Below are 15,059 nucleotides of genomic sequence, written 5' to 3'. Positions count from 1 at the left end.
CGATGGATTGGATGAATTTAGCGAATGACTTTTAAGCACTGACCTAAGTGATACAAGGTAAAGCCTGACTCAATGAAGAGGGATTTTGCTTGTGCATAGTTGCACTTTGATTGATCCACAGCTGAATAAAATGGCACAGGAATGGGCGCAGCCTCAGTATCTGTTAAATGCTCTGCAAAGAGTTTACCCATCAATGTGCCCGTTGTGATGCCGCGGCCATTGTAGCCAATCGCTGCAATCAGCCCTTTGGCCGGTTCAAAGATTTTTGGCGTATGGTTATCCGTAAAGCCAATGCGCCCACACCAGCTGTATTCCCACGTCATGTGTTTGCCAAGTTGTGGAAAATAGTGCTGCTGAATGCGATCTGCCCAAGTTTTCAAATACCAAGCTGGTTTATTGATGGCTTTGCCCATGCTGCCTAAAATGAGGCGTCCGTCTTTATCCAGGCGAATGCTGCTGAGCACCAAACGTGTATCCCAAGAGCCTTGCTTGTATGGCAAAACAGTTTTGCCCGCATCGCCCGTTAAAGGCTCAGACGCCACTTGATAGTAATAGCCGCTGTAAATGGATTGTCGATACGTGGCCAAATCCCCTTCGGCATAAGCATTTGTGGCAATGATCACTTTTTCAGCCTTGATGGTGTGATTGAGCGCAGTGACGCTCCATTGTCCGGGCGTTGTGCAATTGACGGCAGAGACAGGGGAATTCTCATAAATCTTCACGCCAAGGGATGCGGCGGCTTTTGCTAAACCTGTGGCATACGCATAAGGATTGACCGTGCCCGCACGATGATCTAACAGTGCTGCCGGAATTTTTTGGCTGCCAGAATATTCTGCAATGCGTTCACCTTTGAGTAATTCCACATTCACGCCGCGGCGGGTGAGTTGCTCATAGCGATCTTCAATCTCTGCAATGCCTTGATTGCTGTGTGCCATGTGCAGCGTGCCAACTTCTTGCTGTTGGGCATCGATGCCATATTTATGGATGAGGGAGAACACAAGCTTTGGCGCATCACCGAGCGCAGAAATGAGGCTTTCGCCCATCTCTTTACCGAGAATTTGCACCATGAAATCAGGTTTATTCCATGTGCCTGCATTCACTAAGCCGACGTTGCGACCGCTGCCGCCATATGCCACATGATGGGCATCGAGCACTACGACTTTTTTGCCTTTTTCCGCCAAATGAATGGCTGCGGATAAACCGGTAAAGCCTGCACCCACAATGCACACATCTGCGGTGTCATCTTGATTGAGGGCTGGGAAATTGACTTGATCTGACACCAATGTGTGCCAAAGATTTTCATGTTTGAGGGTCATATCGCCTCCTTAAAAGATTCAGTGCGAGGATGGATGAGGGCTTTGAGTTCTTCAATGAGATCATCATCGAGGGTGAGCTCGCCTGTTTGTAAGTTTTCATCGCGGGCAGTGAATCGTCGTTCGGAGGGCAATCGCACGCCGTGGTGGGTAAATTGGTTGAGGTAATCTTCAGCGCGCGCGCTTGCTTCACTGTATTCATCCCCAAGTAAAAGGGTCGGATCAATCGCAATGATGAGCTCACCGCCATAAGGCAATGCGGCGCCATTTGCTGATTGCTCTGAGCCTTGGCTCGTTAAATCATTAATTAAAGGACCCGCCATCAATTCAATCATGGTGGCAAGGGCTGTGCCTTTGTGTTCGCCAAAGGTGCGCATGGCGCCTTTAAGGGCAGCATGAGGATCATTGGTGGGATTGCCATCTGCATCAATGGCGCAGTGATCTGGCAACGGTTGATTGTGTTTAGCTAAGAGCTGAATTTCACCGCGCGCTGTGGCGCTGGTGGCAAAGTCAAAAATATATGGGCGATTTTGATCCGCACGCGGCCAAGCAAAGGCAAAGGGATTGGTACCAAGGAGCGGCGTTTTACCCCCACAAGGGGCAACCCAAGCATGGCTTGTGGTCATGCATAAGCCCACAAGATTGGCTTTGGCCAGCATCTCAAGCTCAACCCATAAGGCAGAAAAATGGATGGAATGATTGATGGCAAGAAGCGCAATGCCAAATTCTTGAGCGCGCTCAATTAACAAGGGCATGCCCACATGATGACCATATTGCGCCGCTGCCATTTGGCAATCGATGCGAATGATCGCCCCTTTATTGTGAGTCACAATGGGCACAGCTTCTGTGTTTAACATGCCTTTATCTAAATTATCCATCAGCGCGATCAAACGCCACACCCCATGAGAATGGCATTCAGCAATTTGTGCCGCCATCAGATTATCTGTGATGGCATCGCGGTGCGCGCGTGAGAATCCTCGACTGTCTAAGATCTCATGCACCAATGTTTGCAATTGATCAATAGAGATTTTCATGCTCTCCTCCTTGGTGATTAGTATGCTTTGGCTTTGTTGAAGCTCTTTTTAATAAGCCCAGAGGGCACAAGAGATGGCAAAGCCATCTCTCGGTGTCACAATTTGAGATTAATCGAATTTCACGCCTTGTGCGAGTGGTAATTCACGTGAATAGTTGATGGTGTTCGTTTGACGGCGCATGTAGCCTTTCCAAGAGTCAGAACCAGATTCACGACCGCCGCCCGTCTCTTTTTCACCACCAAATGCACCGCCAATTTCAGCGCCACTTGTGCCAATATTAACGTTGGCAATGCCGCAATCGCTGCCGGCTGCGCTTTGGAAGAATTCAGCTTCGCGCACATCGTTTGTGAAGATGCAAGAGGACAAGCCTTGTGGCACATCGTTGTTCATCGCCATGGCATCGCTGAAGTTTTCATATTCCATCACATAAAGGATTGGGGCAAATGTTTCTGTTGCCACCACTTCATTTTGTGTGGGCATTTCCACAATGGCAGGTTTGACGTAGTAAGCATTCGGCATTTGATCCGCTAAGACGCGCTCGCCACCATGCACAACGCCACCTGTGGCTTTTGCATCGCTCAATGCTTTTTGCATGGCGTTGAAGGAATCCTCATCCATGAGTGGCCCCACAAGATTTTGTGTGTCTAATGGCGAACCCACAGGAATGGTGCTGTATGATGCTTTGAGGCGTTCGAGCACTTGAGCTTTGACAGATTTATGGATGATGAGGCGGCGAAGCGTGGTGCAGCGCTGTCCTGCTGTACCTACAGCACTGAAGACAATGGCACGAACCGCCAAATCAAGATCCGCTGATTCTGTCAAAATCATGGCATTGTTGCCACCTAATTCTAAAATGGAGCGGCCAAAACGCGCGGCGACTTTTGGCCCCACTTCACGACCCATGCGCGTGCTGCCTGTGGCGCTGACTAAAGCAACTTTGTGATTTTCCACCATGGCATTGCCTGCATCACGGGCACCGACCACTAAACGGGCGATGTTTTTCGGCGCTTTGCCAAAGCATGCTAAAGCTTTTTCAAACACTGCTTGGCAGGCTAAAGCCGTCAATGGTGTTTTTTCTGAAGGTTTCCACACCACCGCATTACCACAAATGAGGGCAAGCGCAGTATTCCAAGACCAAACCGCCATCGGGAAGTTAAATGCAGTGATCACACCCACAACACCGAGTGGATGCCATGTTTCACGCATGTGGTGACCCGGGCGTTCTGAGGCAATCGTCAAACCATAAAGCTGACGCGATAAACCCACCGCAAAGTCACAGATGTCGATCATCTCTTGGACTTCGCCTAACGCTTCAGACTGAATTTTACCGGCTTCTAATGTAATGACAGTGGCCAACGCTTCTTTGTGTTCGCGAAGTAATTCACCTAACACGCGCACCAATTCACCGCGGATTGGGGCAGGCACTGTGCGCCATTGTAAAAATGCATCGTGCGCTTCATCAATGATGGCATTTGTTTGTGTGGCATCAATGAAGGCAAGTTTTGCCAATGTTGAGCCATCAATCGGGCTACGAATGGCGTGATCGCCGCCATTTAATAATTCGTTAGACAGACCTAATTGGTTGAGTACAGAAATATTCATGGTAATCATCCTTTTCAATTCAATGGTTATGACGTGAGTGATTCGTTATTGTGATTTGCCAAATCAAGGCATGAATCGATGCTACATGGAAGCCCATCGGGCTGACAAACGAACTAAATGCACAGCTTCATTCCTTTAAGGAATAGTTTTAGTGCACGAAGAAAATGGAAAAAAATTCATTACCTTCTGAATTCATATCTTTTGACACTTGTTGGTCATAAAAGCGACTATCAAGGCAACCCCATTGATACCGTTTTGTATAAAAACTGTATTCATAACAAATAGATGCTTGATGGCATCCTGCAAAAAGTATCTGGGACACATCACTTAGGAGGATTGAAATGAAGAAGGTTTTAGAGGTTTTAATCGTGGCATTTGCATATGCCAGTGTCGTTGTCGGAGCAGGAAATGCCTCAGGCATGGAGCCATTTTTTTACTACACATCTTTTGGCGTTGAAGGCACCGCTGGCGTCATTTTAGCCACAGTGCTTTATGGCATTGTGGGCTATTTTGTCACAGGTTTAGGGCAGCGCTTACAGTCAAAAAACTATAAGGAAGCCGCTTATTTAGTGGGCGGTAAAGCCGTGGGCGGTTTTGTGGATGCATTGATCATCATCATGATGCTTGGCACGGGTATCATCATGCTCTCAGGCAGCGGCTCGCTCTTTCTGCAGCAGTACAATATGCCATTGTGGCAAGGTTCTCTCATCATGACATTGTTAGTGGTGGGCACATTGATGTTGCGTTTACGTAAAATCATTTTGGTGATTGGCATGATCACGCCGATATTGATTGGCTTATTGTCCATCGTGATTTATCAGGGCTTATCAAATCAAACGGAAAGCTTTGCAGAACTCAATGATTACGTCATTGCAGTGGGTGACACATTGCCAGATACTTTGCCAAATTGGTGGGTGGCTGCCATTAACCATGTCACGATGATGACGGTTGCAGGCGTTGGCATGTCATTGGTGATTGGCGGGGAAGAGAAAGATCCAAAAGTGGCGCGTTGGGGCGGTGCATTGGGTGGTTTGATCATTGGCGGCGTATTGGCAATGGGTCACTTTGCACTCTTTGCACAGATCAAAACGATTGCGCCCACGGTGGATACGTTGGCACAAATGCCATCATTACAGATCATGAATACATATGTGCCGCATTTAAGTGGTTTACTCACCTTGGTTGCCCTTGCGATGATTTATAGCACAGCGGTGAGCATGTTTTATGTGTTCATCTCTCGCTATGTACCGATGGAAACGCCAAAATCACGTTGGATTGTATTGGGTGTATTGACGATGGGTTATGGCATCAGCTTTGTGGGTTTCATTCAGTTGATGGGTTACTTCTATCCAATCGCAGGTTATGTGGGCATTGTATTGATCGCGTTGATTTTCTACGGGCCATTTAAAATTAAGAAATTGGAAGGCACAGGTTTGTTGGCAAAAGTTTCTTATAATTAATTCATGAATGATTTGACATGAGCCTAAAAAAATCCCCCGCATTGCGGGGGATTTTTCATTGTATGATCTATTTATTTTGCACAAATCCAATCGTGGTGCCTTTTGATTCTTTGAGTTTATTTTCTTTGACCAATTGCGTGATGATCTCTTCTGGCGTTGTGATCACGCCCAATTTTGCCTGACGGGCAGAGATGGCAAAATCCCCCGGCGTCAAACGCGTCATTTTCTTAAACTCAGCCTCTAAATTCATGTCCACAGATTGAAAACCTAAATAACGGCATTGCTCGTTAAAGAGGAGCCAAGCTTGATCCGCTTTTAGGTAATCAAACTTCACTTTAAAATCAAAACGGCGGAGCATTGCTTGATCAAGATGATCCATTAAGTTGGTGGTGGCGATGAAAATGCCAGAGAACTCTTCCATTTGAGTGAGCATCTCATTGACCATCGTGATCTCGTAATTTTGCTGAGCAGAGCGGCGATCTCTTAAAAAGCTGTCCACTTCATCCATCAATAAAATGGCGCCTGTGGTGGTGGCTTCATAAAAGGCTTCGGCGATTTGTTTTTCCGTCTCGCCCACATATTTATCCATCAAATCAGACACTTTTTTGATGAGTAATGGCTTATTCAAATAGTCCGCTAAATAGTGCGCAAATGCAGATTTACCGGTGCCGGAAGCACCATATAAACAAATGCGCGCTTCGTTGAAGACTTTTAAGCGTTCTGCAAGGAGCGCTAAATTTGAATCCGTATTGGTGAAGGCAGGATTATAAATATCACTGAGCCCACCAATTTTTGCCACGCGAATTTCAGGATTGCCTTGGGCTTTTAAGGTGCCATTGATGATTGTGGTGGCCGCTTCATCAAAGTTTTCTGCCACGTCATCATAAATGGTGTTGAGCACTTTTGCCGTGCGATCAATGATGGCAGGCACCAATGCTTTAGAAAGGGCAAGCGTATTTAATGTATTGGGGCTGAGTTTGCCTTTTAAGGCAGATTCAAGCATCGCTTTACGTTCAGACTTTGGCGGAGAAGCTAAGTGGAAAGTAAAGTCAAAGCGGCGAATGATGGCAGGATCAATGTCGTACGTATCATTACAGATCCAAATGGTGGGGATCTGATTGGTTTCTAAAATATGGTTGAACCACGCTTTAGAGAAATTTGGTAATCCATCTGCGCCTGCATCAAAAAAGACATCTTCAATTTCATCAAAAATGATGAGCGATTTTTGATTACAAAAGAAGTTTTGTGCCGCTAAATAAGCATATAAGCGTTGCTCGCCTTTTTCCACGCCTTCGCCATGAATGGATTCAGACACCACTTCATAAGCCGCCACTTTAAAGTGTTCCACCAACGTGCGCGCAAGCTCTGTTTTACCCGTGCCGGGCTCACCATAAATGAGGATATTGACGCCTTTTTGGTTGTGATCAAGCGCGTGCTGTAAATAAGGCACTAAAATATTGAGTTCAGTGTTTAAGTAACCAAAGTTGTTTAAAGATAAAGCCGCAGGCTTACTTTTCGACACCACATCTTTTAGGATGTTATAAGGCGTCGTTTCATGGGAGAACATCGCTTCAATGAAATTGCGGGACAACAAATCAATTTTGCCACGGAAAAAGAGCGAAGGACCATGATGCACGCGCATTAAACCTGTGCGGGCAAGGGCACCATTTGAGGAGAGCGCCGCTTGAATTTCTTGCGGCGTTTTTTGCAATAAAAATGCCAAAATGCGATTGAGTTGATCTGAGCTGATTGCGCCAAGTTGATCTAACGCATTATTAAGCAAAGGCTCATTGTATGTGATGAGCGTGAACTCTAAGAGCGCACATTCCACATCCGATAAATGAATGAGGGCTTTGAGATTGTCTAAGTTGTGGGTCAGATCAAGATTGTATGGCGTGGCAAACGTTGCCGGATCATTCAATAATTTTTGTTGTTGATCACGCAATGTTTTGAGGATGTCCGCACGATTCAACGGCGGCTTACAGTTGAGCCATTTATCTAAGCCGATGGCGGTGGCGAGTTGATCATCACTGAAAAAATCTTTATGGATGAATTCACGGTGCCCACCTAAATCTAAAATGGTGGTCAAAATCCAAGCATGCACAATTGGCGACAATTGTTGTGGATAGTCCAAAGCGGGCGTGGTAGTTTTTTTGGTTGTCATGTAACACTCGAAATTTTAATGAAGACTGATGCGTAACGCAAAAGCTGTAATCAATGGTGCAGCAGCAAGGGCGATCAAATCAAGGGCGGCGAATACGGCATAAAAACCAACCACAGAATGGCCTTCGATGATGCGTAATGTGGCTTGCACACCAAAAATTAAAACAGGTAAAAAGAGCGGCAAGGCGATGATGCTAAGGAGTAAACCTGCGCGCTTTAATTGTAGGGTGAGTGCGGTGCAAATGGCACCGATGCAGCTCAAGACAGGTGTGCCAATGAGCAGTAAAAATGTGGTTTCAAGGGCATCTGGCACCGAGAAATAGAGCATTAAGCCCAAAATCGGGGAAACAATGATGAGGGGCAGCGCCGTTAAACACCAATGGGCAACGATTTTAGCGAGCACCACAACCACAAGTGGCGAGCCTGAAATCATCAACTGTTCAAGGGAGCCATCATCATAATCACTTTTAAAAAGGCGATCCATAATGAGCATGTTTGAGAGCAGCGCGCCAATCCATAAAATGGCGGGCGAAACTTCATGGAGCACTTTTTGATTATCTAACCCTAAACCAAGCGGAAAGAGACTCACCACAATCAAAAAGAAGATTATGGGGGTGAGCAATTCCGAGCGTTGGCGCATGCCTAATTGAAGGTCACGCTTGATGACCGCAGTAAAAACACTCATGAGGCTGATTTATTTCCTATAACTCTCTATCATTTCGTGCTTATTATACACACCTTCTGAAGGCGTTTGATGAGAAGTGAAGAGGATTGCGCCATTTTGTTGATGATGTTCTGTAATGGCGGCTTCTAAAATCGCCACAGAGCGCTTATCTAAAGCGGTGAAGGGTTCATCTAAAATCCAAATGGCTTTTGGCTCAAGCCATAAGCGAGAGAGGGCAACGCGGCGTCTTTGTCCTGCGGATAAGTAACGCATCGCGCGGTTTTGTGTGGGGATCAATAACGTTTCAAACACCGATAAAATCTCCGCCTCAGAGCGATGAATGCCCTGAATTTTGAGCATTGCATCGATGTTTTCATAGGCGGTGAGATCATCTTTTAAGCCAAGGGCGTGCCCGACATACAAAATGTGACGATGATATGTGTGGGCAAGCTCTTTGCGATTGAGTCCATTGAAGCTGATGTCACCTTGATAGATGCTGTTTAAACCTGCAATCACGCGTAAAAATGTGGTTTTACCTGCGCCATTTTCTCCTTCAATATAGACGCTGTCGCCATTTTTGAGGGTCAAGGTGACGGGGGAAAACACTTTGCGATAATTGCGCGTTGCGCTCACTTGATCAATCTGTAAGGTGAAATCAGCAAACATTATGGGGCCACCGGTGAGGTTTTAGAGGTTTCACGGATTTGATCAAGCATTAAAACAACGCTTGAATGCTCAGGTGAAATCGGCATTTTCACGCTTTCGATGTCACCGGTTTGACCAACGGCTTCAGAGCCTTGGCTTAAACGCGCGCCCACGGTTAAATTCGGGGTGGCAAATAAGCTTGGGTTACCAGCCATTAAGCGATCTTGATCCGTGATCTCAAGGGTTAAAGGGAAGGTTAAGCTGTTCGCTGAATCAATGGCTTTTGCGGCAAGCGGCATGCGTGAACCTTCTTGGGAAATGAAGAGGGTTAAACGTGCGCTGTCAGGCAATGAGCTTAAATCCACATCCGGCGCATTGATTTGCACTAAATAACGGGCAGCCGTTTTTGCTTTTGCAGCATCGATGGTTTTTTGCATCACATCATTGATGGCATCGGCTTCACTGCTTGGCATGAAGGCAACTGCGCTTTCATAGGCACCTTTTGGCAATTCAACCACATCCGTGAGATAAAGAATCTCATCATTATCGATGGGCTTTAATGTACCAAACACAGCTAAATGCTCAAAATTACGAATGGGCGTCGTCACTGTATCAAAGCGGTTAAAGTCATTGAGCACTATCATATCAGGCACTGTTTGATTCGGTGCAATTAAGCTCTCTTTAAAGGCAATCGGTGTATTGTCCTCAAAGTCCATCATATACAGCGTCATGATGAGTGGGGAAGTGATGTTTTGCCAATCAATCGGAGCATCAAGCACAGTTTTGACATCAAAGTTACGCACTTGCGCTGTTTCCATCATGCCTTGTTCGATTGAAGCAATGAAAGTGTCCAAAGTTTTGAGCGCTTGCTCACCTTGCGGATTGCCTTTGGCGCTTTTTGCCAATAAGTCACGCATCTCTTTCCATTGGGCGATGGACTCTTTAAATTGTCCGCGCTCATAGAGGGCTTCTGCGTACAAAATGCGTAAATATGTGTCGTTAGGATACATGGTGAAAAAGTGATCTAAGCGCTCAACAAGGCGTTTAGGGATTTTCTTTTTCGCACTTTGAAGGTCAGCTTCTAACACAGAAACATTGGCGATGTAATCGGTGGGTGAAAGCTCTAATACACGGTTATAAGCATCTAAAGTGCCCGGTGTCCATTGTGCGCTGTATGCCAGTTTACCGAGCAATTTTAACAACTTTGGATTGTCATGGGTCTGTTTTGCACTCATGTAAAAGAGCGTTGGGAACACATAACGCAAATCTTCAAACAATTCAGGTTTAGGTGGCTGAGGTTCAACTTCCACGATGCTTTTGAAGGTTTCTAATTCGCTGTCTGGAATGCGATCTAACCACGCTTGTAACTCAGGCGTGAGTTCGCCACGTTTTTGATCATATTCTTGCACATCTTGTGTATATGAATGCGCCCAAAAGCCGCCAATGGCTGCCACAGGGAAGATCAATGCCACCACAGAAATCACAGTGCGCGCACCATTTGACAATTGACTTTGATGTTTTTTCGTGAGTTTTAATAAATCACGGGCAGCTTCCGCTTGCTTTTGCTCATACTGAGTTTGCGTGATCACGCCATTGTCTAAACTCTTTTTCAAGCGCGTTTCGGTGGCCAGATAATTTTGGGTATAGATATCTTGCAGCGTCGGCTCTGCGGCTGTTTTGTGTTGAAACAGCGGATAAAAGATGATGAGCATCGTCAAGACAAATAGGATGATGGAAAAGAGAATCATTGGTGCGAATCCTTTTTATTTAACAGCTCAGAAAGTTGCTGGGCTTCTGAAGGTGATAAGGGCTGAACAACTTCCTCAGTCGGCTTTTTACGGCGCGCAAAGACGATGATGAGCACAAGTAATAAGATCACCGCAGGGCCAAACCATAAAAACCAAGTGATGGGTTTGACAGGGGGCGTATAGAGCACAAAATCACCATAACGATCCACCATAAAGGTGAGGATTTCACTGTCGCTGCGGCCATCGTTGATCATCAAATAGACGCGATCTTTTAAATCTTTTGCAAGCGGTGCATCTGAATCCGCTAAGTTCTGATTTTGGCATTTCGGGCAGCGTAAATCTGTGATTAAGTGGTTAAAGCGGGTCTCTTGCACTTTGTCTGAAAAGTCATACACATTCACATTTGCCAAGGCAAAGCTGCTCATGAGGAATAGCATTGTTAACAATCGTCTCATTAGGATGGATCTCCTGTTTGCATGATCTCTTCATAGATGGCTTTAAGCTGCGTGTCCCAAATCTCCGGCAAAATCGCGCCCACGTGACGATAATGAATCACGTTGTTTTGATCGATGAAGTAAGTTTCAGGTGCACCATAAACGCCAAGCTCGATGCCAACTGCACCGCTCATGTCTAAAAAGTTAAAGAGATAAGGATTACCTAGCTCTTCAAGCCATTCGTATGCTTTTTCAGGATCATCTTTGTAATTGACGCCATAAATTTTGACGCCTTGATCTTTTAACACATTCAAGGTGGCATGTTCATCACGGCATGTTGGGCACCATGTTGCCCAAACATTGAGTAGGGCAGGGCCTTTGATGTCCTCATTGGTGATGATTTCCGCAATGTGCCCAGGTTCCACCAATTTACTGGCACTGAATTCAGGCACTTGTTTACCTTCACGCGTGGAAGGCAATTTGCTCGGATCATTGCCAAGGGTGATGAAGAAGAAGGCAAAAATCACAACCAATACGCTCGCGGTGATGGCGATGATGACAGGCTTTTTCATACAATTCTCCTATTTTTCCGCACGTTCAGGACGGCGCAATGCCAACATGGCAAGCAATGCTGCAATCGAGATGATCACGCCGCCTAACCAAATCCAACGAATGAAAGGTTTGACATACAAGCGAATCGCCCAGCTTTGACCGGGGCGCTCTTCTGCCAATGCAATGTAGAGATCATCAAAGAGGGAAGCGCGCAACGCAACTTCACTGATGGGCATGCCACTTGCGGCATAGATGCGTTTTTCAGGATGCATCATGCGTAAGAATTTGCCCTGATAGCTCACAGAGAATGTCCCTTTGGTGGCAAAGTAGTTTGGCCCTTTGATGTTTTCTAAATTCTCAAGTTTAAATTCATAGCCTTGCACCACTTCCGTTTGCCCAACTTTGAGTAAACGATCCGCTTCAACGCTGTAGTAACTGGTCATCGTGATGCCCACGATGGTGACCACCACACCTAAGTGACCTAAGTTCATGGCAACGCGGGACATTGACTGCGTAAAGAAGCCTTTGATGAAGCTGGCATTGCGGGGTTTATGCATCGCAATTTCTGCCAAAATGCCGAAAAATACCCAGTAACATAAAATGAGGCTCAATGTCACCATCGGGTTGATGAGCGGCATGCGATCAGCATGACCTTCTGGCAATAAACCATTGACATATAAAACATAGGCAGCGTTCGATAAAGGACCCATAATCACCGCAGCAATCGCCATGATGATGAGCGGTTTACGAATGCGGCTCAATTGATCTTTCTTGTAGCGCACAAGTGGTGTGATGCCAAGGATCACCAATAAAATCATCGCTAATGGATTGACGGTTTTATTGAAGAAGTTTGGTCCCACAGAGATTTTACCGATTTGTAACATGTCCACAATGAGCGGATAGAGTGTGCCAAGCACCACAATAAAACAGACCACAGATAAGAAGATGTTATTGAGTAAAATGCCAGTTTCACGCGATAATAATGCGACACCATTGTGCTGACGAATGCGGCTTGAGCGCATGAGTAACAACGCAATTCCGAAGATCACAACACAGGCTAAAATGATGAGGATGATGGCACCGCGGCGAGGATCGGCAGCAAATGAATGCACCGAAGTCAAAACGCCTGAGCGCACTAAGAATGTACCCAAAACGCTCAATGAGAAGCAAAGAATGGCCATCAGCACAGACCAAACGGAGAAGACTTGGCGTTTTTCTGTGGTGATCAATGAGTGCAATAAAGCGGTGGATAAAATCCAAGGGATGAGGGAGGCATTTTCCACAGGATCCCAGAACCACCAGCCGCCCCAGCCCAATTCATAGTAAGCCCACCAACTGCCAACGGTGATGCCGAGGGTTAAAAAGCCCCAAGCCGCCAATACCCAAGGGCGCAACCAACGCACAGTGGTGCGATCAATGTAACCATTGATCAAAATGGCGCACACAAATGCATATGGAATGGCAAAGCCCACATAACCCATATAGAGTAAAGGCGGATGGATGATGAGCCCAACGTCTTGCAACAATGGATTTAAGTCACGGCCATCAAACACAATGCTGTTGATCGCGCGTTCAAATGGATTCGATGTGAAGATCACAAAGGCGATGAAAGAGGCGATGATGGCGCCTAAAATTGCTAGCGTGGTTGCCGTCAATTCGATGGGCAATTTACGCATAAAGAAGATCGCCACGAACATCCATAAAGAGAGCGTGAAGACCCACAATAACATCGAGCCTTCATGGCTGCCCCAAATCGCTGTTAGGCGGAAAATGGCGGGCAGTTGCGTGTTTGAGTTGCTGAACACATACGCATAACTGAAGTCATTGGTATAAAAAGCATAACCTAAGCTCACAAACGAGGTGAGCAGCAGCACAAAGAGCCATAAGGTTAGAGGTTTGGCCGTTTGCATCAGTTTTGTGTTGTGTGTCACAAGTCCGATCAACGGCAGAAAGAGCAATAAAAGCGCTGTCGCGAGCGCAACGTAAAGTGTTAATTCACCAATGGGTAGCATGCTTATTCCTTCGGAGCGCCGGGGTGTCTAGAGTTTTCATCAATCACGATGCCAGATTTTTCAAGTGAAGCTTTCACTTCAGGTGGCATATAAGTTTCATCGTGTTTTGCAAGGATTTCTGTGGCGGTGAAGTGATGATTGTCATCTAATACACCTGTTGCAATCACGCCTTGGCCTTCGCGGAATAAGTCTGGCAACATTTTGTCATAGGTGACATGCACGCGATCTTGACCATCCATGATGTCAAACGCCACGTCAATCACTTCGTCACTTTTCACCAATGAACCCGGTGCCACAAGTCCGCCAATGCGAATTGAGCGATCCACCGGCGCTTTGCCTTCTTTAACTTCCACAGGCGAATAATAATAGTTGAGTTCACTTCTTGATGCATAAATGAGTAAACCAATGGCGGCTAAGGTAATCACCACTAAACCCACCACAATGATGGCACGTTGTTTTTGCTTTGGCGTCATGAGTCAATCCCCTCTTGTTTCATAGTGTTGCGTAATTTTTTATTCTCGCTCAATAGCGGAACCACAAGGCTGAGCAGACAGATCAAAAAGAATCCGTAGCTTAACCAGACGTAGAGACCATGCTTCCCCATTTGCAGAAATTCTGCAAAGCTCCCAAATGCAAATGTCATAGATACTCCGTGGGTTATTGATTTAAATAGTGCTTCATGAGTTTCTCTTTATAGATGAGGTTCACGCTCTTTTTGAGCACATACCCTGAAGTAAAGAGGCCATAAGCTAAGATCATTAAAATCAGTGGTAAAAACATCTCCATCTGAATCGACGGTCCGCCAGAGGCAAAGACTGTACTCTTTTGATGAAGCGAGTTAAAGAAAAAGACAGAAACTTTCACCAAAATGGCCACCGCAATGCCGATCACTGCGAGGATGGAGGTGAAAATGTCTGCTGTTTGGCGATCTTCGATCGCATGGTCAAAGGCAATGTAGCCAATGTAGAAAAAGAGTAAGAGCAACTCTGAAGTTAAGCGAATGTCCCAAACCCACCAAGTGCCCCAAGTCGGTGCGCCCCAAATGGCACCGGTGACCAAGGCGATGAGCGTACAGGTTGCGCCCACAACGGCAATGCTTCTGACCACTAACGTTAACAGTTTAACGCGCCAAATCAAAAAGCATAAACTCATCACCGCCATGGTGATGTAAAGTGCAGTAGAGAGCATCGCGGCAGGCACATGAATGTAGATGATGCGAAAACTGTTGCCTTGTTGATAATCAGCTGGGGCAAAGCCTAAGCCCAATGTTAAACCCACAATGCCCAAGATTAAACTGAGCCATAAGCAATAAGGCGCAATGGCATTGGCCAAGGGCACATAGTATTTATAGCTGGCATATTTCTTATACCAACTGACTTTTTTGGTGGTCACAGCCATAATTCACTCGATTTAAAAACATAATGCACAATTA

Annotated in this window: 14 protein-coding genes; 1 reads left to right on the top strand and 13 read right to left on the bottom strand. The window is 45.9% G+C overall.

Features of this window, described 5'->3' with window-relative positions; translation table 11 throughout:
- Positions 1-17: 17 nt before the first annotated feature.
- The 3 genes from amaA to amaB form a co-directional block, all read right to left on the bottom strand.
- Positions 18-1,316 (bottom strand): L-pipecolate oxidase, encoded by a 1,299-nt coding sequence (gene amaA / locus B143_RS0107180; RefSeq protein WP_018122755.1) that lies wholly within the window; start codon positions 1,314-1,316, stop codon positions 18-20.
- Positions 1,313-2,347 (bottom strand): Ldh family oxidoreductase, encoded by a 1,035-nt coding sequence (locus tag B143_RS0107175; protein WP_018122754.1) that lies wholly within the window; start codon positions 2,345-2,347, stop codon positions 1,313-1,315. The genes amaA and B143_RS0107175 overlap by 4 nt, the downstream gene beginning before the upstream one ends.
- A 108-nt stretch (positions 2,348-2,455) precedes the next feature.
- Positions 2,456-3,949 carry an L-piperidine-6-carboxylate dehydrogenase gene (gene amaB / locus B143_RS0107170; RefSeq protein ID WP_018122753.1) on the bottom strand — a complete coding sequence of 498 codons (1,494 nt, stop codon included), beginning with the start codon at positions 3,947-3,949 and terminating at the stop codon, positions 2,456-2,458.
- Positions 3,950-4,290: 341 nt separating this feature from the next.
- Between amaB and B143_RS0107165 the strand changes: the two genes are divergently transcribed.
- Positions 4,291-5,409, top strand: a complete 1,119-nt coding sequence (locus tag B143_RS0107165; protein WP_018122752.1) for a YkvI family membrane protein — start codon at positions 4,291-4,293, stop codon at positions 5,407-5,409.
- A gap of 67 nt (positions 5,410-5,476) precedes the next feature.
- Here the strand turns inward: B143_RS0107165 and B143_RS0107160 are convergent, their stop codons facing one another.
- Genes B143_RS0107160 through ccmC form a run of 10 tightly spaced genes read right to left on the bottom strand, consistent with a single transcriptional unit; the run spans position 5,477 to position 15,025 of the window.
- A complete protein-coding gene (locus B143_RS0107160; protein ID WP_018122751.1) occupies positions 5,477-7,573 on the bottom strand; it encodes an ATP-binding protein in 2,097 nt (698 codons plus the stop codon).
- Positions 7,574-7,588: 15 nt separating this feature from the next.
- Positions 7,589-8,257 carry a heme exporter protein CcmB gene (gene ccmB, locus B143_RS0107155; protein WP_018122750.1) on the bottom strand — a complete coding sequence of 223 codons (669 nt, stop codon included), beginning with the start codon at positions 8,255-8,257 and terminating at the stop codon, positions 7,589-7,591.
- A gap of 9 nt (positions 8,258-8,266) precedes the next feature.
- On the bottom strand, positions 8,267-8,902 hold the full coding sequence (ccmA, locus tag B143_RS0107150; RefSeq protein ID WP_018122749.1) for a cytochrome c biogenesis heme-transporting ATPase CcmA: 636 nt from the start codon (positions 8,900-8,902) through the stop codon (positions 8,267-8,269).
- On the bottom strand, positions 8,902-10,629 hold the full coding sequence (gene ccmI / locus B143_RS0107145; protein WP_018122748.1) for a c-type cytochrome biogenesis protein CcmI: 1,728 nt from the start codon (positions 10,627-10,629) through the stop codon (positions 8,902-8,904). Before ccmI ends, ccmA begins: the two co-directional genes overlap by 1 nt.
- Positions 10,626-11,084 (bottom strand): cytochrome c-type biogenesis protein, encoded by a 459-nt coding sequence (locus B143_RS0107140; protein ID WP_008315468.1) that lies wholly within the window; start codon positions 11,082-11,084, stop codon positions 10,626-10,628. The genes ccmI and B143_RS0107140 overlap by 4 nt, the downstream gene beginning before the upstream one ends.
- On the bottom strand, positions 11,084-11,635 hold the full coding sequence (locus tag B143_RS0107135; RefSeq protein WP_018122746.1) for a DsbE family thiol:disulfide interchange protein: 552 nt from the start codon (positions 11,633-11,635) through the stop codon (positions 11,084-11,086). The genes B143_RS0107140 and B143_RS0107135 overlap by 1 nt, the downstream gene beginning before the upstream one ends.
- Positions 11,636-11,644: 9 nt before the next feature.
- Positions 11,645-13,627, bottom strand: a complete 1,983-nt coding sequence (locus tag B143_RS0107130) for a heme lyase CcmF/NrfE family subunit (protein WP_018122745.1) — start codon at positions 13,625-13,627, stop codon at positions 11,645-11,647.
- A 2-nt stretch (positions 13,628-13,629) separates the two neighbouring features.
- Positions 13,630-14,100 carry a cytochrome c maturation protein CcmE gene (gene ccmE, locus B143_RS0107125; RefSeq protein ID WP_008315465.1) on the bottom strand — a complete coding sequence of 157 codons (471 nt, stop codon included), beginning with the start codon at positions 14,098-14,100 and terminating at the stop codon, positions 13,630-13,632.
- The gene (gene ccmD, locus B143_RS09880; protein WP_248647520.1) at positions 14,097-14,231 is read right to left on the bottom strand and encodes a heme exporter protein CcmD; all 135 of its coding nucleotides are present in this window, start codon (positions 14,229-14,231) and stop codon (positions 14,097-14,099) included. Before ccmD ends, ccmE begins: the two co-directional genes overlap by 4 nt.
- A gap of 53 nt (positions 14,232-14,284) precedes the next feature.
- On the bottom strand, positions 14,285-15,025 hold the full coding sequence (gene ccmC, locus B143_RS0107115; RefSeq protein WP_008315463.1) for a heme ABC transporter permease CcmC: 741 nt from the start codon (positions 15,023-15,025) through the stop codon (positions 14,285-14,287).
- Positions 15,026-15,059: the final 34 nt, after the last annotated feature.

This window comes from Wohlfahrtiimonas chitiniclastica DSM 18708 (assembly GCF_000375345.1).
GTDB classification, from domain to species: Bacteria; Pseudomonadota; Gammaproteobacteria; order Cardiobacteriales; family Wohlfahrtiimonadaceae; genus Wohlfahrtiimonas; species Wohlfahrtiimonas chitiniclastica.
Note: the sequence above shows the minus strand (reverse complement) of the source record. Positions and strands in the feature narration are given on the sequence as shown.

Coding starts and splice junctions, on each gene's coding strand:
- ccmB (WP_018122750.1), bottom strand. CDS start 8,257: ATGAGTGTTTTTACTGCGGTCATCAAGCGTGACCTTCAATTAGGCATG.
- ccmC (WP_008315463.1), bottom strand. CDS start 15,025: ATGGCTGTGACCACCAAAAAAGTCAGTTGGTATAAGAAATATGCCAGC.
- amaA (WP_018122755.1), bottom strand. CDS start 1,316: ATGACCCTCAAACATGAAAATCTTTGGCACACATTGGTGTCAGATCAA.
- amaB (WP_018122753.1), bottom strand. CDS start 3,949: ATGAATATTTCTGTACTCAACCAATTAGGTCTGTCTAACGAATTATTA.
- ccmI (WP_018122748.1), bottom strand. CDS start 10,629: ATGATTCTCTTTTCCATCATCCTATTTGTCTTGACGATGCTCATCATC.
- ccmA (WP_018122749.1), bottom strand. CDS start 8,902: ATGTTTGCTGATTTCACCTTACAGATTGATCAAGTGAGCGCAACGCGC.
- B143_RS0107130 (WP_018122745.1), bottom strand. CDS start 13,627: ATGCTACCCATTGGTGAATTAACACTTTACGTTGCGCTCGCGACAGCG.
- B143_RS0107165 (WP_018122752.1), top strand. CDS start 4,291: ATGAAGAAGGTTTTAGAGGTTTTAATCGTGGCATTTGCATATGCCAGT.
- B143_RS0107175 (WP_018122754.1), bottom strand. CDS start 2,347: ATGAAAATCTCTATTGATCAATTGCAAACATTGGTGCATGAGATCTTA.
- B143_RS0107135 (WP_018122746.1), bottom strand. CDS start 11,635: ATGAAAAAGCCTGTCATCATCGCCATCACCGCGAGCGTATTGGTTGTG.
- B143_RS0107140 (WP_008315468.1), bottom strand. CDS start 11,084: ATGAGACGATTGTTAACAATGCTATTCCTCATGAGCAGCTTTGCCTTG.
- ccmE (WP_008315465.1), bottom strand. CDS start 14,100: ATGACGCCAAAGCAAAAACAACGTGCCATCATTGTGGTGGGTTTAGTG.
- ccmD (WP_248647520.1), bottom strand. CDS start 14,231: ATGGGGAAGCATGGTCTCTACGTCTGGTTAAGCTACGGATTCTTTTTG.
- B143_RS0107160 (WP_018122751.1), bottom strand. CDS start 7,573: ATGACAACCAAAAAAACTACCACGCCCGCTTTGGACTATCCACAACAA.